This window comes from Pseudomonas sp. KH_021 (assembly GCF_057838865.1).
In genome coordinates this window covers 4,408,966-4,429,655 of the sequence record NZ_CM174477.1, presented here as the reverse complement: position 1 = coordinate 4,429,655, position 20,690 = coordinate 4,408,966, and the positions used below count along the sequence as shown (strand labels likewise).

Annotated in this window: 16 protein-coding genes; 1 reads left to right on the top strand and 15 read right to left on the bottom strand. The window is 60.4% G+C overall.

What is annotated here, in order from left to right:
- Positions 1-11: 11 nt before the first annotated feature.
- The 14 genes from AC3IX4_RS20425 to AC3IX4_RS20360 all read right to left on the bottom strand — a co-directional run bounded on the left by AC3IX4_RS20425 (position 12) and on the right by AC3IX4_RS20360 (position 17,220).
- The gene (locus tag AC3IX4_RS20425; protein ID WP_489257203.1) at positions 12-2,135 is read right to left on the bottom strand and encodes a TonB-dependent receptor family protein; all 2,124 of its coding nucleotides are present in this window, start codon (positions 2,133-2,135) and stop codon (positions 12-14) included.
- A gap of 144 nt (positions 2,136-2,279) precedes the next feature.
- A complete protein-coding gene (nuoN, locus tag AC3IX4_RS20420) occupies positions 2,280-3,749 on the bottom strand; it encodes an NADH-quinone oxidoreductase subunit NuoN (RefSeq protein ID WP_489257202.1) in 1,470 nt (489 codons plus the stop codon).
- Between the two features lie 7 nt (positions 3,750-3,756).
- Entirely contained in the window at positions 3,757-5,289 is a 1,533-nt protein-coding gene (gene nuoM, locus AC3IX4_RS20415; RefSeq protein WP_489257201.1) for an NADH-quinone oxidoreductase subunit M, read from the bottom strand.
- A 39-nt stretch (positions 5,290-5,328) separates the two neighbouring features.
- Positions 5,329-7,179 (bottom strand): NADH-quinone oxidoreductase subunit L, encoded by a 1,851-nt coding sequence (gene nuoL / locus AC3IX4_RS20410; protein ID WP_489257200.1) that lies wholly within the window; start codon positions 7,177-7,179, stop codon positions 5,329-5,331.
- Positions 7,176-7,484 (bottom strand): NADH-quinone oxidoreductase subunit NuoK, encoded by a 309-nt coding sequence (nuoK, locus tag AC3IX4_RS20405; protein ID WP_166362950.1) that lies wholly within the window; start codon positions 7,482-7,484, stop codon positions 7,176-7,178. Before nuoK ends, nuoL begins: the two co-directional genes overlap by 4 nt.
- Positions 7,485-7,488: 4 nt before the next feature.
- Positions 7,489-7,989 (bottom strand): NADH-quinone oxidoreductase subunit J, encoded by a 501-nt coding sequence (nuoJ, locus tag AC3IX4_RS20400; protein ID WP_489257199.1) that lies wholly within the window; start codon positions 7,987-7,989, stop codon positions 7,489-7,491.
- Between the two features lie 9 nt (positions 7,990-7,998).
- On the bottom strand, positions 7,999-8,547 hold the full coding sequence (gene nuoI / locus AC3IX4_RS20395) for an NADH-quinone oxidoreductase subunit NuoI (protein ID WP_085712394.1): 549 nt from the start codon (positions 8,545-8,547) through the stop codon (positions 7,999-8,001).
- Between the two features lie 11 nt (positions 8,548-8,558).
- Positions 8,559-9,566, bottom strand: a complete 1,008-nt coding sequence (gene nuoH, locus AC3IX4_RS20390; protein ID WP_489257198.1) for an NADH-quinone oxidoreductase subunit NuoH — start codon at positions 9,564-9,566, stop codon at positions 8,559-8,561.
- Entirely contained in the window at positions 9,563-12,277 is a 2,715-nt protein-coding gene (nuoG, locus tag AC3IX4_RS20385) for an NADH-quinone oxidoreductase subunit NuoG (RefSeq protein ID WP_489257197.1), read from the bottom strand. The genes nuoH and nuoG overlap by 4 nt, the downstream gene beginning before the upstream one ends.
- 133 nt (positions 12,278-12,410) lie before the next feature.
- Entirely contained in the window at positions 12,411-13,766 is a 1,356-nt protein-coding gene (gene nuoF, locus AC3IX4_RS20380) for an NADH-quinone oxidoreductase subunit NuoF (RefSeq protein ID WP_489257196.1), read from the bottom strand.
- Positions 13,763-14,260 carry an NADH-quinone oxidoreductase subunit NuoE gene (nuoE, locus tag AC3IX4_RS20375; RefSeq protein ID WP_489257195.1) on the bottom strand — a complete coding sequence of 166 codons (498 nt, stop codon included), beginning with the start codon at positions 14,258-14,260 and terminating at the stop codon, positions 13,763-13,765. The genes nuoF and nuoE overlap by 4 nt, the downstream gene beginning before the upstream one ends.
- Before the next feature lie 2 nt (positions 14,261-14,262).
- On the bottom strand, positions 14,263-16,044 hold the full coding sequence (nuoC, locus tag AC3IX4_RS20370; protein ID WP_489257194.1) for an NADH-quinone oxidoreductase subunit C/D: 1,782 nt from the start codon (positions 16,042-16,044) through the stop codon (positions 14,263-14,265).
- Positions 16,045-16,121: 77 nt separating this feature from the next.
- The gene (locus tag AC3IX4_RS20365; RefSeq protein WP_489257193.1) at positions 16,122-16,796 is read right to left on the bottom strand and encodes a NuoB/complex I 20 kDa subunit family protein; all 675 of its coding nucleotides are present in this window, start codon (positions 16,794-16,796) and stop codon (positions 16,122-16,124) included.
- A 10-nt stretch (positions 16,797-16,806) separates the two neighbouring features.
- Entirely contained in the window at positions 16,807-17,220 is a 414-nt protein-coding gene (locus AC3IX4_RS20360; RefSeq protein ID WP_489257192.1) for an NADH-quinone oxidoreductase subunit A, read from the bottom strand.
- Between the two features lie 788 nt (positions 17,221-18,008).
- On the opposite strand from AC3IX4_RS20360, the gene AC3IX4_RS20355 reads away from it, so the two are divergent.
- The gene (locus AC3IX4_RS20355) at positions 18,009-18,920 is read left to right on the top strand and encodes an RHS repeat-associated core domain-containing protein (protein ID WP_489257191.1); all 912 of its coding nucleotides are present in this window, start codon (positions 18,009-18,011) and stop codon (positions 18,918-18,920) included.
- On the opposite strand, the gene aceA is transcribed toward AC3IX4_RS20355, so the two are convergent.
- Positions 18,830-20,155, bottom strand: a complete 1,326-nt coding sequence (gene aceA, locus AC3IX4_RS20350) for an isocitrate lyase (protein ID WP_489257190.1) — start codon at positions 20,153-20,155, stop codon at positions 18,830-18,832. The two genes, AC3IX4_RS20355 and aceA, sit on opposite strands and share 91 nt — an antisense overlap.
- Between the last annotated feature and the right edge of the window lie 535 nt (positions 20,156-20,690).

The window sequence follows — 20,690 nt, the reverse complement described above, 5'->3', positions numbered from 1 at the left end:
CTCCTTGGGTATCACCTGAAACTATAGGAAACCCCAGCATACACTCCGAAGCCTTCGCCTGGCGTCGAGCGGGCCACATCCAGGCCCTTGTCGTTGTAGCCCGGTGTGACGGTGGCGGCGTAGCGTGTGTTGGTCAGGTTGCGCAGGTCCAGCCAAGTGTCCCAGTCGTGCTTGGGTGAGGCATAGCCGAACGTGGCGCCAAACAGGGTGTAGTGGTCGGCGTAAAAGCTGTTGGCGTAATCCACGGCGATTTTCGAGGCCACCTGGGTGTTGATGCCAGCGTAGAAGCCCAGCGGGTGGTCGAAGCGCAGCTCAGCCTGGTAGTAATGGCGAGGGATGCCGGCCAGGCGGTTGTCGCCGAAGGTGTCGTCATTACGGTAGTGAAAGTCGCTGAATGTGTAGGCTTGGCGCAGCGACACCTTGCCCACGGCGGCACGCTCCCAGAGCAGGCTGTCCAGGCCAGCCTCGATGCCTTGGTGCACGGTGGGGCTGGCATTGACTTCACCGACGATCTGCGAGGTGGTGGCGGTGGCTGCCTGGGTTTCGATGGTGAGCAACTCATGACGTACGGCCGAATAGTAATAGGCCAGGTCCCAACGGCCGACAGCGCTTTCGCCCCGGCTGCCGATCTCGAAAGTGGTTGCGGTCTGGTTCTGCAATTCGACCGGGGTGCTCTGCAGGCCGGTGGCCGCACCGCTGCCGGCCGGGAAGTAGCGGTTGGAACTCCAGATCAGCGCCCATGGATGAGGCGGCTCTACCGAGCGGCTGATATTGCCATACACCTGCAGTTGCGGTGTGAAGTCGTAGCGCAGGCCAACCCGAGGTGCATAGTCCCAGTCGTGCTGGCTGACCTTGCCGCCGCTGGCAGGGTAGGTCAAATCACTTTCCCGGCGGGTATAGATCAGCGCCAGGCCTGTGGTGAGCCACAGGTCCGGTGCCAGTTCCAGGTCATTGCTGGCGTGCAGCGTGGAATCCGAGCCCTGATAGCTGAAGTCGCGGGTCTTGGTACCGGGGGCGAAGGCTGCGGTGTTGCCGACCGGAATTCGCACATACTCGGAAGAGCCGCTGTTGGGCAGGTGCTTGGTGGTGCGCCAGCCCAGGGTGGTCTTGCTTTCGTGGCCCAGCAAGGTATCGCGTCGGTGATAGTTCAGCGAGCCGCTGACGTCGGTGTAGGCCACCTTCAAACGGTTAGTGCCCTCTCGCAGATCCATCGGGTAGTCGTGGTAGACCAGCCCTGTTTCCAGTTGCGAGTCATCATCCAGGTAAAAGGTGGTTTTGTTGGCCAGCCAGGTGCTACCGGGTTGCGGGCGGTTGTAGTCACGCGCGACGTAGATCGGGTTGGCGGCGCGGGGGTGATGCTCGATCGAATCTTTGGTCACCCGGCCAGCCAGTTCGTTGTCAGTTTCCCGGTAACGTAGGTAGAAGCGGGTTTCCAGGTTCGGGTTGAAGCGGTAGCCGACGTTGGCCGCGATGCCCTGGCTGTTGCCTTGGGTATGATCCTGAAAACCGTCGTAGTCGGAGTCGGTCAAGGCGACGTAGTAATCGAGGTCACCCAGCACTTGCCCCGAGCTGACTTGACGCTTCTGGTAACCATGGCTGCCCATTTCATAACGCACTTGCAGGGGGGCTGCGTCGTAACCGGTATGGGTCACATAATCGATGGCGCCGCCCAGAGCCAGTGAGCCCTTGTCGAAGCCGTTGGCGCCGCGCAGCACTTCGGCGCGGCTGAGCCACAGAGGTTCGAGCAGCTCATAGGGCGTGCCACCCGGCCCGGTCAACGGCAGGCCGTCGAGCATGACGAACACGCCGGAGCCGTGACTGCCCGGCGCCCGGTTGATCCCCGACCCTCGAATCGACAACTTGACGCCCTCGTTACCGGCCGATTGCGCATACACGCCCGGCTGGTAGGCCAGTACGTCCTGGTTGGTGGCAACACGGCCCTGTTCTACACGGGACAGGTCAATGAGGTTGCTGGCGCCGGGTATCTGCTTGAGGCGCTCGCTGGCAACTTCGAGTTCCGACTGTTCGCTGTCGTTGATCACGACCTGGCCCAGTTCGACACCCTCGGCGGGCGCGCAAGCCAATGCCACGCCAAGCACGACGAAGGATGAAGAGAAGGGCAGGGGGGATCGCATCGAGCAGGCTCCAGAACGGCGGACAATGAGAGGTCAGACGTTCTAAGTGACGGACAAAGCACGGCAATCTTTAGCACCAGCGCTTATTTCGCCCGATAAAAAAACACCCCGCCGAAGCGAGGTGTCTTTGGGTGGAGCGCAGTATCAACCGATCAGTTGAAAGCCTGCGTGTTGCACCATGTCCAGCAGCGGCTGTGGGTAGACACCCAGCACGAACGCCAGGATGGCAATCGCCAGCAGCATCACACCGCCCGTGCGTTGTTCCCAGTTGAACGGAGCATCGTGGCGACGCAGGTTCGGTTCGATCAGGTACAGGGTCACCATCACGCGCAGGTAGTAGAACACGCCGATGGCGCTACCGATAACCAGGGAGCCGACCAACCACCAGAGTTGCGATTCGACACCGGCGGCAATGATGTAGAACTTGCCGATGAAACCCGCGGTCAGCGGAATACCCGCCAGCGACAGCATCATTACGGTCAGGACGGCGGTCAGGTACGGACGGCGCCAGAACAGGCCACGGTATTCGTACAGTGCATCCGCGTCACGGCCGTTGTACGGCGAGGACATCAGGGTGATTACCCCGAAGGCACCCAGGCTGGTGATCACGTAGGTGACCAGGTAAACGCCGATGGCTTCCAGCGCCAGGCCTTTGCTCGCTACCAGAGCGATCAGCAGGTAGCCGAAGTGAGCGATCGAGGAGTAACCCAGCAGGCGCTTGAGGTTGCTTTGTGTCAGTGCCAGCAGGTTACCGACAATGATCGAGAGCACGGCAATGATTGCCAGCACATCGTGCAGTACGCCGCTGCTCGCCGCTGGGGAGAGCTGGAACAGACGCACGACCACGGCGAACACTGCAACCTTGCTGGCGGTAGCCAGGAAGGCAGCCACCGGTGCTGGAGCACCTTCGTAGACGTCCGGTGTCCACAGGTGGAAAGGCACCAGCGACAGTTTGAACGCCAGGCCTACCAGCATCATCGCAAGACCCAGCTGTGCCAGCTGGCTTGGCATGCCAGTGGCAGCCAGGGCGGCACCGATACCGCTGAAGCTCAGGCTGCCGGCATCGGCGTACAGCAAGGCCATGCCGAACAGCAGGAACGCAGAGCCTGCCGCCGAGAGCACCATGTACTTGATGCCGGCTTCCAGCGAGCGCTTGTTGAAGAAGGCATAAGCCACCAGTCCATAGACCGGAACCGACAGCAGTTCCAGGCCTACGAACAGGCCCGCCAGATGCTGCGCGCTGACCAGGACCAGGCCACCGGCGGCGGCCATCAGGATCAGCAGGTACAGCTCTTCACGGTTGCCCGGATAGCCTGAACCGCCATCGCCCAGGTAGGCGTGGGCAAGGGTCACGCACGCCAGGGTGGCAACCAGGATCAGGGCCATGTACAGGCAGGCGAAGTTGTCGATCTGCAGCAGCGGGGTAACGGCCAGCGGTGCGACTTTGAGCGCCGGGATGATCGACAGCAATGCCAGGTTCAAGCCTGCTACCGAAAGCAGGAAGGTTTGCGAGTGATTGCGACGCCAGGCGATGGCCAGCATCACCACGATGATGGTGAGGCTGGTGATCAGCAGTGGCGCAAGCGCAATAAAGTGTTGAATCGTCAGGTCCATAGCGCTCTTACCGGGCCGAAGCGAGTTGAGTGAAAGCGGAACCGAGCCACTGCTGTACACCACTCATGGTGGCGGCAGAGGTATCGAGGAACGGCTGCGGATAAATCCCGAGCAGGATCAGCAGGCCAGCCAGGCCCAGCACCATGATCATTTCCCGACCGTCCATGCCAGCCAGGACTTCGTCGGACTTCGCCGGGCCGAAGTAGGCGCGGTGGATCATGATCAGTGAGTAGACCGAACCGAATACCAAGCCCGAGGTGGCGATGACCGTCACCCACGGCGAGGCCACGAAGCTGCCGATCAGGATCAGGAACTCACCCACGAAGTTACCGGTGCCCGGCAAGCCCAGCGATGCCGCTGCGAAGAACAGGCTGATCGCCGGCAGGTAGGCGATGCGGTGCCACAGGCCACCCATCTGGCGCATGTCACGGGTGTGCAGGCGCTCGTACAGTTGGCCGCTGAGGATAAAGAGTGCGGCGGCCGACAGACCGTGTGCCAGCATCTGGATCACCGCGCCTTGCAAAGCTTGCTGGGTGCCGGAGTAGATACCGATCAGCACGAAGCCCATGTGCGAGACGCTGGAGAACGCGATCAGGCGCTTGATGTCGGTTTGAGCGAAGGCCAGGAACGCACCGTAGAAAATCCCGATCAGGCCCAGGGTCATGGCGATCGGCGCAAATTCCGCAGACGCATTCGGGAACAGCGGCAGGGCAAAGCGCAGCAAGCCGTAGGCAGCGGTTTTCAGCAGAATACCGGCCAGGTCAACCGAACCCGCGGTTGGTGCCTGCGCGTGAGCATCAGGCAGCCAGGAGTGGAACGGAACAACCGGCAGCTTGACCGCGAAGGCGATAAAGAAGCCCAGCATCAGCACGTACTCGGTGCCAGCTGGCAACTCAGCCTTGAGCAGCTGCGAGTAGTCGAACGTCAGCACGCCGGTCGCGTTGTAGTTGACCAGCACCAGGCCCAGGATCGCCACCAACATGATCAGGCCGCTGGCCTGGGTGTAGATGAAGAACTTGGTGGCGGCGTAGATCCGGGTCTTCTTGCCGTCTGCCGAGCTATGGCCCCAGAGCGCGATGAGGAAATACATCGGCACCAGCATCATTTCCCAGAAGAAGAAGAACAGGAACAAGTCCAGGGCCAGGAACACCCCGACCACGCCGCCCAGGATCCACATCAGGTTGAGGTGGAAGAAGCCGACGTGACGCTGGATTTCTTTCCAGGAACACAGGACCGACAGCACACCCAACAGGCCTGTGAGCAGGATCATCAGCAGCGACAGACCATCAAGGCCCAAGTGCACGCTGATACCGAAGCGCTCGATCCAGAGCACTTTGAATTCAAGTGCCCAGGCAGGTTCCGCACCCGGAGCAGGTGCGAGGGTGTAGTCACCGTTTGCCCACAGCCAGAGGCCGATACCGAGCAACAGGGACATGGTCAGCAGCGCAATCCAGCGCGGCAGGGTGGCGCCGAAGCGCTCACCCAGCCAGCACAGCAGGCCGCCGATAAAGGGGATCAGGATCAGCCAAGGCAAAATCATGACGGGCTCGTTTCCTTTCGCAAATTCGCAAGGTTCATATCAGACCGCAAGCAACACAGCACCGAGCACCAGCACGGCGCCAGCGGCGATAGAAGCGGTGTACCAGCGCAACTGACCAGTCTGGGTGCGGCTCATGGTGTTGTGGCCGCCCTTGGCCAGTCGTGGGATCAAACCCATGGTGCGATCGACCGGATCACGGCCCAGCAGGCGAATGATCAGCAGATAAGGTTTGACGAACAACAGGTCATAGAGCCAGTCGAAGCCCCAGGCTGCGTACCACAAGGCCGACAGCACACGCCCCGGCGCGCTGTTGGCGACCGCGGTGGCGAAGCGACGCTTGCCCAGGAACAGCATGGCCGCCAGCAGGATACCGGCAATGGCAATGGCGCCGGAGGCGATTTCCAGGCTGTGCTTGGCTTCGCCACCGGCATGGCCGACGCTCTGCGGCAGCACGCCCGCCAGCGGTGGATGAATCCAGGCACCGACGAAGGTCGACAGCACGATCAGCACACCCAGTGGCAGCCAGTGGGTAATCCCGTGGCCAGCGTGGGCTTCGGTTTTCGCTTCACCATGGAAGGTAATGAAGATCAGGCGGAAGGTGTACAGCGAAGTCATGAATGCACCGACCAGGCCTGCGTACAGCAGGTTCTGATTACCGCTGGCGAAGGCTTCCCAGAGGATCTCGTCCTTGGAGTAGAAACCGGCGGTCAGCAGCGGCAGGGCAGCCAGCGCGGCACCACCGACGATGAAGCTGGCATAGGCCAACGGCAGTTTCTTCCACAGGCCACCCATCTTGAAGATGTTCTGCTCGTGGTGGCAGGCAACGATCACCGCACCGGAAGCAAGGAACAGCAGGGCCTTGAAGAAGGCGTGGGTCATCAGGTGGAAGATTGCGCCTTCCCAGGCGCCAACGCCCAGGGCCAGGAACATGTAGCCGATCTGGCTCATGGTCGAGTAGGCGAGGATACGCTTGATGTCGGTCTGGACCAGCGCGGCAAAACCGGCCAGCACCAGGGTCACGCCGCCGACCACACCGACCAGGTGCAGCACGTCGGGCGCCAGGGTGAACAGGCCGTGAGTACGGGCGATCAGATAGACGCCTGCGGTCACCATGGTTGCGGCGTGGATCAGTGCCGAAACCGGGGTTGGGCCCGCCATGGCGTCCGCCAGCCAGGTTTGCAGCGGCAGCTGTGCCGATTTACCGACCGCACCACCGAGCAGCATCAGGGTCGCCAGAACGATCCAGAAATCACCCTCCTTGAAGTGCTCTGGCGCCCGCACCAACAGTTCCTGAACGTTCAGGGTGCCCAGTTGCTGGAACAGGATGAACAGGCCGATGGCCAAGAACACGTCGCCGACTCGGGTGACGATAAAGGCTTTGAGCGCCGCGTTACCGTTGTTGCGATTGCTGTAGTAGAAACCGATCAACAGGTACGAGCACAGGCCCACGCCTTCCCAGCCGAGGTAGATGAACAGCAGGTTATCGCCCAGCACCAGGAACAGCATGCTGGCGATAAACAGGTTGGTGTAGGCGAAGAAGCGCGAATAACCGGCTTCACCACGCATGTACCAGGACGCGAACAGGTGGATCAGAAAGCCCACGCCGACAACCACACCGAGCATGGTCAGCGACAGGCCATCCAGGTACAGGGTGAAGTTGGGGGCGAAGCCGTCGACCGACATCCACTGCCACAGCAGTTGGGTGTAGACGCCACCCTCAGGCGGCGCGACATTGAACTGCCAGATCACGTAAGCGGCAACAATGGCCGACAGGCCAATGGAGCCGACACCGATCAACGCCGACAGGTTTTCGGACCACCGCCCGCGCGAGAACGACAGCACCAAGAAGCCGATCAGGGGAAATACGAAAGTCAGAAAGAGTAGGTTCATCCGCGCATCTCACTGGCTGCATCGATATCGAGAGTGTGGAAGCGGCGATACAACTGCAGCAGGATCGCCAGGCCAATACTGGCCTCGGCGGCTGCCAGGCTGATCACCAGGATGAACATGATCTGCCCATCCGGCTGCGCCCAGCGGCTGCCCGCCACAATGAACGCCAGCGCCGAGGCGTTCATCATGATTTCCAGACTCATCAGTACGAAGAGAATGTTACGACGCACCATCAGGCCAACCAGCCCGAGGCAGAACAGAACGCCGGCGACGGCCAGGCCGTGTTCGAGAGGAATTGCAGGCATGTCGTTACTCCTTCGCCTCGTTGCGGCCTAGGTGGAAGGCGGTGACGGCTGCCGCGAGCAGCAGCATCGAGGCCAGTTCCACCACCAGCAGGTAAGGGCCGAACAGGCTGATGCCGACGGCCTTGGCGTCCACAGTGGTGTGACCAATGCCGCCAGCGCTTGGCGCTACGAACAGCACATAGCACAGTTCGAGTAGCAGCAGGGCGGCGAGGAAAATGGGGCCAGCCCAGATTCCCGGCTTCAGCCAGGTGCGTTCCTGTTGAACCGAGGCCGGGCCCAGGTTCAGCATCATCACCACGAAGACGAACAGCACCATGATGGCGCCGGCGTAGGCGATCACTTCCAGAACCCCGGCAAATGGAGCGCCGAGGCTGAAGAAAGTCATCGCCACCGAGATCAGCGAAATGATCAGGTAGAGCAGGGCGTGCACGGGGTTGGTGTTGGTGATCACCCGAAGGGTGGACACCACAGCGACACCGGATGCGAAATAGAAAGCGAATTCCATCTTTCTTCCTTAAGGGAGCAAGCTCTTCACGTTGATCGGCTCGGCTTCGTTCTGCGCGGCGCCTTTCGGCTTGCCGGCAACAGCCATACCTGCAACACGGTAGAAGTTGTAGTCAGGGTTCTTGCCGGGGCCGGAGATCAACAGATCTTCTTTCTCGTACACCAGGTCCTGACGCTTGAACTCGGCCATCTCGAAATCCGGTGTCAGCTGGATCGCGGTGGTCGGGCAGGCTTCCTCGCAGAGGCCGCAGAAAATGCAGCGCGAGAAGTTGATACGGAAGAAGTCCGGGTACCAGCGACCGTCTTCGGTTTCAGCCTTCTGCAGCGAGATGCAGCCCACCGGGCACGCGACCGCGCACAGGTTGCAGGCTACACAGCGCTCTTCGCCATCCGGGTCGCGGGTCAGGACAATACGGCCACGGTAGCGTGGCGGCAGGTAGACCGGCTCTTCGGGGTATTGCAGGGTGTCACGCTTGCGAAAGCCGTGACCGAAAATCATTACCAGGCTACGCAGCTGAGTGCCCGTGCCTTTAATGATGTCACCAATATATTTGAACATGGGTCAAATCCTCACTGGGCCGCAACAGCTGGCGTGTTCAACAACACGAGCGCAGCGGTCACCAGCAAATTGATCAGGGTCAGCGGCAGGCAGAACTTCCAGCTGAAGTCCATCACCTGGTCATAGCGCGGGCGCGGGATAGAGGCGCGCAGCAGGATGAACAGCATGATGAAGAACGCGGTTTTCAGAGCGAACCAGACGAACGACAGTTGCGGCAAGATGCCGAACGGGCCGTGCCAGCCACCGAAGAACAGGGTCACCAACAGCGCCGAGATCAGGATGATGCCGATGTACTCACCGACGAAGAACATGCCCCATTTCATGCCGGCATATTCAATGTGGTAACCGTCGGCCAGTTCCTGCTCCGCTTCTGGCTGGTCGAAGGGGTGACGGTGAGTCACGGCCACGCCAGCAATGAAGAAGGTACAGAAACCGAAGAACTGCGGAATGATGAACCACAGGTTCTGGGCCTGGTACTCGACGATGTCACGCATGTTGAACGAGCCGACCTGAGCCACGATGCCCATCAGCGCAAGGCCCATGAACACTTCGTAGGACACGGTCTGGGCCGAGGCCCGAAGGCTGCCGAGCAACGCGTACTTGTTGTTCGACGACCAACCGGCGAACAGGACGGCGTAAACCGACAGGCCCGCCATGGCGAAGAAGAACAGCAGGCCGATGTTCAGGTCCGCCACACCCCAGGTCGGGGTGATCGGGATGATCGCGAAGGCGATCAGCAAGGCGCTCATGGCCACCACCGGCGCCAGGGTGAAGATCACCTTGTCGACGAAGGGTGGGTTCCAGTCTTCCTTGAAGAACATCTTCAGCATGTCCGCAGCAATCTGGAACATGCCGAAGGGGCCGACCCGGTTCGGGCCGTAACGGTCCTGCCACCAGCCCAGCAGGCGTCGTTCGACGAAGCTGAGCAGGGCACCGCAGACCACCACGGCCAGCAGAATGACCACGGACTTGATCACGGTCAGGAGCACGTCGATCACTTCAGGTGTAAACCAGGTCATTGTGCTGCCTCCTGCAGACCGTCGACGGATGCCCCGAAGATGGCTGGCGGAATGCCGTCCAGGCCTTTGGGCAGGGCCACCAGGCCTGCGCCCAGCTCTTCATTGATGCGCAGTGGCAGACGCAGGGTGGTGCCCGCGATATTCAGGCTGAGCAGCGCGCCGTCGTTGACACCCAGGCGATCAGCTTCGGACTTGGCCAGGCCCACATAGGCTTGCGGAATGCGCTCTTGCACCGGTGCTGCGCGCGAAGAGTTCTCTTCGCTGCCGAACAGGTGATAGAACGGCACAACCTGCCAGGTGCCACGAGCGGGTGAGAACGCGCCCGGGATCGTGGTGAACCACTGAAGGTTGTCGCCCTGGGATTCGATCAGGCGAGTGCCTGGGTCGCCTGCGCGCAGGTGACCACCGACCTCGTCCTGGAACTTGTTCCAGGCTTGCGGCGAGTTCCAACCCGGCGACCAGGCGAACGGCACCTGTTGGCGCGGTTCGGCCGAGCCCGAGTAACCTTCCATGGAGAAGGAGAACGCGGTGTCGTTGTCTTGCGAAGTACGTGGTTCATGCACGCTGATGTTGGCGCGCATGGCCGTGCGGCCGCTGTAACGCAGCGGTTCACGGGCAAGCTTCATGCCCTTGATGCGGAAGGATGCTGAAGGCGCGGCGTCGACGATGCCAGCCAATTGCGCGCTGCTGGCGGCGCAGGCATTGGTGACGTGGTCCAGCTGGGTCCAGTCCACCGGCTTGTTCAGCAGGGTCGCGCGCAGGGCATGCAGCCAGCGCCAGCCTTCGTGAACCAGGATATCGGCGTTCAGGTAAGTCGGGTCGAACACCTGGAAGAAGCGCTGGGCGCGGCCTTCCTGGCTGACCAGGGTGCCGTCGCCTTCAGCGAAGGTCGCGGCTGGCAGCACCAGGTGGGCGTGCTCAGTGGTGCGGGTGGTCTGGTGATCAGCAACGATCACGACTTTCGCAGCCTTGAGCGCGGCATCGACCTTGGCGGCGTCGACACGGGTATACAAGTCGTTTTCCAGCACCACGATGGCGTCGGCACGGCCTTCGATCACCGCGTCCAGCGCAGCTTCGACGGATTCGCCGCCAAGCATGGCAAGGCCCAGGCTGTTGGCTTCTGGTACCACCAGGCTCAGGGAGCCGGCTTTTTCGCGCAGTTTAAGAGCCTTGGCGATGTTGGCAGCCGCTTCGATCAGGGCGTTGGACGCCAGCGAGGTACCGGCAACGATCAGTGGACGCTGGGCGTTGACCAGGGCATCGGCGATGCGCTTGGCCAGTTCCAGTGCCTCGGTATCCAGGCCTTCGACGGCAGGCGCGCTCGGGTCAATGGCGTGTGCCACGGCAAAACCGATGCGGGCCAGGTCGTCGGGAGCGGCGTGTACGCACTCTTCGGCAACGTCGTCGAGCTTGGTTTCGGCCAGGCTGGCAATGAACAGTGGGTACATCGCGTGCTGGCCGATGTTCTTCACCGCGGCATCGAGCCAGGGTTGAACGCGCATGGCATCAGCCATGGCTTCGGCCTTGCCCTTGACCGACTGACGAATCGACAGCGCCATACGGGCAGCGGTCTGGGTCAGGTCCTCGCCGAGCACGAACACGGCGTCGTGGTCTTCGATTTCGCGCATTGTCGGAATCGGCAGCGGGCTGTCTTTCAACACTTGCAGGGCCAGGCGGACACGTTCCAGCTCAGCGGCTTCGATGCCGGAGTGGAAATAATCGGCACCCACCAGCTCGCGCAGGGCGTAGTTGCTTTCAAGGCTGGCACGTGGCGAGCCGATACCGACGATGGTACGACCGCGCAGCAGGTCGGCCGCCTTGTCCAGCGCCGCGTCCAGGCCCAGCTTCTGACCACCGGCCAGCAGCGGCTGGCGAGGACGGTCTTCGCGGTTGACATAGCCATAGCCAAAACGGCCGCGGTCACACAGGAAGTACTGGTTGACCGAACCGTTGAAGCGGTTCTCGATACGGCGCAGTTCACCGTAGCGCTCACCTGGGCTGATGTTGCAGCCGCTGGAGCAACCGTGGCAGATGCTCGGGGCAAACTGCATGTCCCATTTACGGTTGTAGCGCTCGGAGTGGGTCTTGTCGGTAAAGACACCGGTCGGGCAGACCTCGGTCAGGTTGCCGGAGAACTCGCTTTCCAGCGTGCCATCTTCGACACGGCCGAAATAGACGTTGTCGTGAGCACCGAACACGCCCAGGTCAGTGCCGCCGGCGTAGTCCTTGTAGTAACGCACGCAACGATAGCAGGCGATGCAGCGGTTCATCTCGTGAGCGATGAACGGCCCCAGCTCCTGGTTCTGGTGGGTACGCTTGGTGAAACGGTAGCGGCGCTCGTTGTGGCCGGTCATCACCGTCATGTCTTGCAGGTGGCAGTGACCGCCTTCCTCGCAGACTGGGCAGTCGTGCGGGTGGTTGGTCATCAGCCATTCGATGACGCTGGCGCGAAACACTTTCGCTTCTTCGTCTTCGATGGAAATCCAGCTGCCATCGGAGGCAGGGGTCATGCAGGACATGACGATCCGACCGCGGGTGTCGTTCTCGTCGGTGTACTGCTTGACCGCACACTGGCGGCAGGCGCCAACGCTACCGAGCGCCGGGTGCCAGCAGAAATACGGAATGTCGAGGCCTAGCGACAGACACGCCTGTAACAGGTTGTCTGCACCGTTGACTTCGAGCGCTTTGCCGTCTACGTGGATAGTGGCCATTGTTCAAAGTTCTTCGTTGGCCCGCATGGGCGGGCGTGGCTAATGGAAAGCTGTGTGCTTGCAGCTCGCCTCAGGCGTACCCGGGCGAGCGGTGCAAGTAGCGGATGGCACGGACCACCCGCTGTCGATTCTTTTACGCGCCGACGACGATCGGGCGCGCCAGGTCCGGGCGCACGCTGCTGGTGGCAGCAATGCCGGCCTCGAACTCTGGACGGAAATATTTGATCGCGCTGCCCAAAGGCTCCACGGCACCGGGTGCGTGAGCACAGAAGGTCTTGCCTGGGCCAAGGAACCCCACCAGACCCAGCAGGGTCTCGATATCACCTTGTTGCCCCTGTCCGTTCTCCAGCGCGCGCAGTAGCTTGACGCTCCACGGCAGGCCGTCACGGCACGGGGTGCAGAAGCCGCAGGATTCACGGGCAAAAAACTCTTCCATGTTGCGCAGCAGGGACACCATGTTGACGCTGTCGTCTACCGCCATGGCCAAGCCTGTCCCCATCCGGGTGCCGACCTTGGCGATGCCGCCTGCGTACATTTGGGCGTCCAGGTGCTCGGGCAACAGGAAGCCGGTACCGGCACCGCCTGGCTGCCAGCACTTGAGCTTGAAGCCGTCGCGCATGCCGCCTGCGTAGTCTTCGAACAGCTCGCGAGCAGGCACGCCGAATGGCAGTTCCCACAGGCCTGGGTTCTTGACCTTGCCGGAGAAGCCCATCAGCTTGGTGCCGTGGTCTTCGCTGCCTTCGCGGGCCAGCGACTTGTACCAGTCAACGCCATTGCCAACGATGGCTGGCACGTTGCACAGGGTTTCTACGTTGTTCACGCAGGTCGGCTTGCCCCAGACGCCAACGGCGGCAGGGAAGGGCGGCTTGGAGCGCGGGTTGGCGCGGCGACCTTCGAGGGAGTTGATCAGTGCGGTTTCTTCACCGCAGATGTAGCGACCGGCACCGGTGTGGACGAGCAGCTCGAAATCAAAACCGCTGCCCAGGATGTTCTTGCCCAAGAGACCTGCGGCCTTGGCTTCTTCAACGGCGCGGTTGAGGTGGCGGGCGGCCGTGGTGTATTCGCCACGCAGGAAGATATAGCCGCGATAGGCTTTCAGTGCGCGGGCACTGATCAGCATGCCTTCGACCAGCAGATGGGGCAGTTGCTCCATCAGCATGCGGTCTTTCCAGGTGTTTGGCTCCATCTCATCCGCATTGCACAGCAGGTAGCGGATGTTCATGGATTCGTCTTTGGGCATCAGGCCCCATTTGACGCCGGTCGGGAAGCCCGCACCGCCACGGCCCTTGAGGCCGGAGTCTTTCACGGTCTGGACGATGTCGTCCTGGGACAGGTCGGCGAATGCCTTGCGCGCGGCGGCATAGCCGTCCTTGGCCTGGTATTCGTCGAGCCATACCGGCTCGCCGTCGTCACGCAGACGCCAGGTCAGCGGGTGCGTTTCAGCGCTGCGGGCAATGCGGTTGGCCGGGCCGAAGGAAGTGATGGTCATGCGTAGTCCCCCAGCAATTTGGCTACACCGGCAGGTTGCACGTCGCCGAAGGTGTCGTCGTCGATCATCAGGGCAGGTGCCTTGTCGCAGTTGCCCAGGCAGCACACCGGCAGCAGGGTGAAGCGACCGTCTGCGGTGGTCTGGCCCAGGCCAATGCCCAATTCGCTCTGGATCTGGTCAACCACGGACTCGTGGCCACCGATGTAGCAAACCATGCTGTCGCACACGCGAATGATGTGGCGGCCGACCGGCTGGCGGAAGATCTGGCTATAGAAAGTCGCCACGCCTTCAACGTCGCTGGCGGGGATGCCGAGGAGCTCGCCAATGGCATAGACCGCGCCATCCGGGACCCAACCGCGAGCCTTCTGAACGATCTTCAGGGCTTCGATGGACGCCGCGCGCGGGTCTTCGTAGTGGTGCATCTCGTGCTCGATGGCCGAGCGCTCGGCTTCGCTAAGGGCGAAGCGGTCAGTCTGAATAAGTGGGCTGTTCATACTTAGCGGTCCACGTCGGCCATAACGAAATCGATACTACCCAGGTACGCAATGAGGTCCGCGACCATGCTGCCTTTGATCACCGAAGGGATCTGCTGCAGGTGCGGGTAGCTCGGGGTGCGAATCCGGGTGCGGTAGCTCATGGTGCCGCCATCGCTCGTCAGGTAATAACTGTTGATGCCCTTGGTCGCTTCGATCATCTGGAAGGATTCGTTGGCTGGCATGACCGGGCCCCACGAAACTTGCAGGAAGTGCGTGATCAAGGTCTCGATGTGCTGCAGCGTGCGCTCTTTGGGCGGCGGCGTGGTCAGCGGGTGATCCGCCTTGTACGGGCCTTCCGGCATGTTGCGCATGCACTGGTCGATGATGCGGATACTCTGGCGCATCTCCTCGACACGGACGATGCAGCGATCATAGGCATCGCCGTTGTGGGCCAGCGGTACTTCAAACTCGAAGTTCTCGTAGCCGGAGTACGGGCGCGCTTTACGCAGGTCGAAGTCGCAACCAGTGGAACGCAGGCCGGCACCGGTAACACCCCAGGCCAGGGCGTCCTTGGTGTTGTAGGCGGCGACACCGACGGTACGGCCCTTGAGGATGCTGTTCTGCAGGGCGGCCTTTTCGTATTCGTCCAGGCGCTTGGGCAGCCAGTCGACGAAGTCCTTGACCAGTTTCTCCCAGCCGCGTGGCAGGTCGTGAGCGACACCACCGATGCGGTACCAGGCCGGGTGCAGGCGGAAACCGGTGATCGCTTCGATCACGATGTAGGCGCGCTGGCGGTCGGTAAAGGTGAAGAACACCGGGGTCATGGCGCCCACGTCCTGGATATAGGTGCCCAGGAACAGTAGGTGGCTGGTGATGCGGAAGAACTCGGCCATCATGATGCGGATGGTGTCGACCTTCTGCGGTACCTTGATGCCGGCCAGCTTCTCGACAGCCAGTACGTAAGGCAGGTTGTTCATCACCCCGCCGAGGTAGTCGATACGGTCGGTGTAGGGAATGAAACTGTGCCAGGACTGACGCTCGGCCATCTTCTCGGCGCCACGGTGGTGGTAGCCGATGTCGGGTACGCAGTCGACGATCTCTTCACCGTCCAGCTGCAGCACGATACGGAATGCACCGTGAGCGGAAGGGTGGTTCGGGCCCAGGTTGAGGAACATGTAGTCCTCGTGGGTGCCGGAACGCTTCATGCCCCAGTCTTCTGGATTGAAGCGCGCGGCTTCTTCTTCCAGTTGCTGCTTGGCCAGGGTCAGGCTGTACGGATCGAACTCGGTGGCGCGCGCAGGGTAGTCCTTGCGCAGCGGGTGGCCTTCCCAGGTGGGCGGCATCATGATGCGGGTCAGGTGCGGGTGGCCGGCAAAGTCGATGCCGAACATGTCCCAGACTTCACGCTCGTACCAGTTGGCGTTGGGCCAGATGCCAGTGATGGTCGGCAGGTTCAGGTCGCCTTCGGACAGGGCCACCTTGATCATCACGTCACTGTTACGTTCGATCGACATCAGGTGGTAGAACACACTGAAGTCGGCGCCCGGCAGGCCGCGGCGCTGGGTGCGCAAGCGCTCGTCCACGCCATGCAGGTCATACAGCATGCTGTACGGCTTGCTGACGTTGCGCAGGAAGGTCAGGACCTCTTTCAGTTTGGCACGGGCAACCCACAGCACCGGCATGCCGGTGCGGGTTTCCTGGGCGGTGAACGCCTCGGGGCCAAAACGTTGGTTCAATTCGACGACCACATCCTGGTCGTCAGCCTTGTAAGGCGGGATATAAATAGCGTTGTCCGCTGTCATGGTCTCGGTCGCTTTGGGTCAACGTAAAGAATGAAGCCAGGGTACTTGCCTGCCGAAGCAGGCGACTTACAGCTGGATCAGACTTCGTCGGGGCTGCGCAGGTTGGTGACTGCAATGCGCTGTTCGCGGCGCTGTTCTTTCTGCGAGGGCATCTCGGCGCGGTAAACGCCTTGATCGCCTACGACCCATGAAAGAGGACGACGCTCCTTGCCGATCGATTCTTGCAACAGCATCAGGCCTTGCAGGAAAGCTTCAGGGCGAGGCGGGCAGCCAGGCACATACACGTCCACGGGGAGGAATTTGTCGACCCCCTGAACGACCGAGTAAATGTCGTACATGCCGCCGGAGTTGGCGCATGAACCCATGGAGATGACCCACTTGGGCTCCAGCATCTGTTCGTACAGGCGCTGGATGATCGGGGCCATTTTCACAAAGCAGGTACCGGCAATAACCATGAAGTCGGCCTGGCGCGGCGATGCCCGGATAACCTCGGCGCCAAAGCGCGCGATGTCGTGGGGCGCCGTGAAGGCGGTGGTCATTTCCACGTAGCAGCACGAGAGGCCGAAGTTATACGGCCACAGGGAGTTCTTGCGACCCCAGTTGACGGCGCCGTTAAGCACATCTTCGAGCTTGCCCATGAAGATGTTCTTGTGAACCTGGTCTTCTAGCGGATCGGAAACGGTTTCGCGTTCACCGATTGGATACTGCTCGTTAGGCGCATCCGGGTCGATTCGAGTGAGATTGTATTGCATTGCCAAAGCCTCATTGTTTCAGCTTCGCTTGCCGCATGCGACGACCCACGGGAGCCCAATCGAGCGCCCCGACCCGCCAAAGGTAGACAAGACCTGCCAACAGAATTGCTATGAAAACGAGAGCTTCGACGAATCCGGTCCAGCCGCTTTCGCGGACGGACACAGACCATGCAAAGAGAAAGAGGGCTTCAATATCGAAGATCACGAACAGCATCGCGACCAGATAGAATTTTGCGGAAAGACGCAGACGCGCGCCGCCGGTAGGCAGCATGCCGGATTCAAAGGGTTCGTTCTTGGCGCGGCCGAAGGCCTTGCTGCCGAGAAGGCTGGACAGGCCGAGCATGAAGGCGCACAAGCCAACGACACCCAGGAGGAAGATGGCAAAGCCCCAGTTGTGGGCAATGAGTCCTGTCGAATCGGGCATGCTGGAAATCCTTAACAGAGAGCAAGGTCTCTGAGCTTGAAAAAGAAGTAGAGCAGTGACGATATGTCGCAGCGGAATCTATCGCGCTGATTTTATGGGTAAAGCGGGTGCAAGTAAATTTTCTACAGCAAATTTATTCGTAGGATTAAGTACATATTCGGTCATGGATGCGACGCAAGCCCCGTAGACCGTGGATTAGCGCCATTTTTGTCAATTATGTTTCTTGGTCGCCGTAATGAAGCACCTTCATATTTGAATGATAATTAATATCATCTACAGGTGTTGCTTATGTTCGCATCCCATTAAACGGTCAAGTTCATATGTGGATTCTTGCGGCGTAGGTGCGCGCACTTGCACGATTGTAGCGGACTTTCTGGTGCCTGGCGGGTGAGTTGCATCAATGCTTCTGAGGATGCCGTTTTTAGTGTTGAGAATTCTCGGTGCAACGCGGCTCTTAGGTAGGAGTCAGGCTTGCCTGCGATGGGTCGCCCAGCGGCCCCCGGGTCTGCTTCGCAGCCCATCGCGGGCAAGCCTTGCTCCTACCCCGATTGGCGTAGCAGCGGGAGAAGGGTTCAAGCCTGCAAGGGCGATGAGGGCACATGGCCGCTGTAGTCCATCGAGTCGCCCAACTCCCCCAGCATGGCTGCGGCGCAGCTTCGTGCAGGCAGTGATGTCGTTGAGGCGTTGCTGTGCCAGGAACGGGCCACCCTATCAGTTCTGTGAGTTACTAATTCTTGCCCGGCTCTGTAGATTCTCAATTTCTGATCCCCTACCGTCAAAGGTTTCTTATGAACCATTCAGATGCGGGCGCTGCCGACAAAATTTATGCACGTATAGCCTTGTTCCTGGCAACCGACAGACAGAGCACGACGCTCGCGGAGCTGATCCCTTCAGGGAGGCAATTTATCGGCTATAACCCATACGGATTGAAATCGTCGACGGCGCAGGCGGTGGGGCGGATAGGATTCAATGGAGAGCCGGTAGAAGGTTTTGGTTCGTATTTGCTGGGTAATGGCTTTCGAATTTACAACCCAATATTGATGCGCTTTCAAAGTGCAGATAATTGGAGCCCTTTTGGTCAGGGAGGGGTGAACGCTTTTGCATATTGCGCGGGGGATCCAATCAATTACATGGACCCAAGTGGGCATATTTTTGCTCGGTTCTTCAGGGCTCCTCCTGTCAGGATCGCCGCAGCCGCGGGTGTTGCGGGAGGTGGGGCGCTGGGGAGCATGATGGACGTTCGTGATATGTCAGGTCGGTTTGTTAGTGCCGTGCGGAATCGGTTTACAGTCAAGGCAGGCAATGGTCAAAGTTCGGGAAGTTCGACCGGTTTTAGTGAAGATTATCGTGTCGGCGGCAAAACCGAAAAGGTGGTCGGAAAAACCAGTGCAGCTCCTACATATGTAGCGGAGCGTAAAGATGTCACTCCCTCGAAGCCGCAGCCCGTGCCAGGGTATACAAATAGATATTACGCGCCACCAGGAAGCCAGCAGGCTAAGAAAAAGAAAATAGAGTGCGTAGTCTCTGGGAGGAATATTCGCCACACGCGTCTCACTGAAAAAAAACAGGCCACTCAACGGTGGCCTGTTTTTGCTTCGGCAGTTTCTAATCAGTGGAACTGCTCTTCTTCAGTCGAACCCGTCAGCGCGGTCACCGAAGACGAGCCACCCTGGATCACGGTGGTCATGTCGTCGAAGTAGCCGGTGCCCACTTCCTGCTGGTGCGCCACGAAGGTGTAACCCTTGGCCGCGTCAGCGAACTCTTGTTCCTGCAGCTTGACGTAGGCAGTCATGTCGTTGCGGGCGTAGTCGTGCGCCAGGTTGAACATGCTGTGCCACATGTTGTGGATACCCGCCAGGGTAATGAACTGGTGCTTGTAGCCCATGGCCGACAGTTCGCGCTGGAACTTGGCGATGGTGGCGTCGTCCAGGTTCTTCTTCCAGTTGAAAGAAGGCGAGCAGTTGTAGGACAGGAGCTGGTCCGGGTATTCCTTCTTGATGGCTTCGGCGAAGCGACGGGCTTCGTCCAGGTCTGGCTTGGCGGTTTCACACCAGATCAGGTCGGCGTATGGCGCGTAGGCAAGGCCACGGGCAATCGCCTGGTCCAGGCCGGCGCGTACTTTGTAGAAGCCTTCCTGGGTGCGGGTGCCAGTCACGAACGGCTGATCGTACGGGTCGCAGTCGCTGGTCAGCAGGTCAGCGGCATTGGCGTCGGTACGGGCCAGGATGATGGTCGGTACACCGGCAACGTCGGCCGCCAGGCGAGCAGCGGTCAGCTTCTGGACGGCTTCCTGGGTTGGCACCAGTACCTTGCCGCCCATGTGGCCGCATTTTTTCACCGAAGCCAGTTGGTCTTCGAAGTGCACGCCGGCAGCGCCAGCTTCAATCATGCTTTTCATCAGCTCGTAGGCGTTCAGGACGCCGCCGAAACCGGCTTCAGCGTCGGCCACGATCGGTGCGAAGTAGTCGATGTAGCCAGCGTCACCCGGGTTCTTGCCGGCTTTCCACTGGATCTGGTCGGCGCGACGGAACGAGTTGTTGATGCGCTTGACCACAGTCGGAACCGAATCCACCGGGTACAGCGATTGGTCAGGGTACATGGACTCGGCGGAGTTGTTGTCCGCAGCGACTTGCCAGCCCGACAGGTAGATGGCCTGGATACCGGCCTTGACTTGCTGTACAGCCTGGCCGCCGGTCAGGGCGCCCATGCAGTTGACGAAGTCCTTGTCGGGGCGGAAGGAAGGCTTGGCGCCCTGGGTTACCAGATTCCACAGCTTTTCTGCACCCATGCGGGCCAGGGTGTGCTCAGGTTGGACCGAGCCACGCAGACGTACGACATCAGCGGCGGAGTAGGTACGGGTCACGCCTTTCCAGCGCGGGTTTTCGGCCCAGTCTTTTTCAAGGGCTGCAATTTGCTGTTCGCGTGTCAGTGCCATGGAGATAAACCTCGTCGCATAGGTCTTGGGTGAAAAATTCTTTGCTCTGTCAGGTAGCTGTACTCGACAGCATACCGGTGACTTCTCGCTGACCAGATGCCTAGGCACTCTAGTTGGGGTGTTGCGGGGTGGCGACGATTGAACGATGTAGTCGAGGTGGAAGTCGGCGGGTGTCGGGCGAGACTTGCGGGCGCACTGTGGCTCGTGGATGCCGGTGTGCAACCGAAAGGATCTTGCCGTGAACCTCTTGCATGCTTCCGTCCCTCAGGACAACTTCGTTCCAGTCGCAACCTCGTCAAACTGCCTTGTGGGCGGTACAGACACGAATCGGCTCAGGTGGGTAGGTTAGAGCGGCGATCCGAAGGCCTTTGCCAGGGCCTCTGATTAGCGGGAGCGAGGCCATCATGCCTTCGTGTTTTTTCGCCGTCAAATGTTTTGTAGTGGTTTTTTACTGGCACTACATATTTACTTTTTTTGGCACTACAGCTTTGGTCTTGTGCGACTTATCAGTCAGTTTCAATACCGTTGGTCGAGG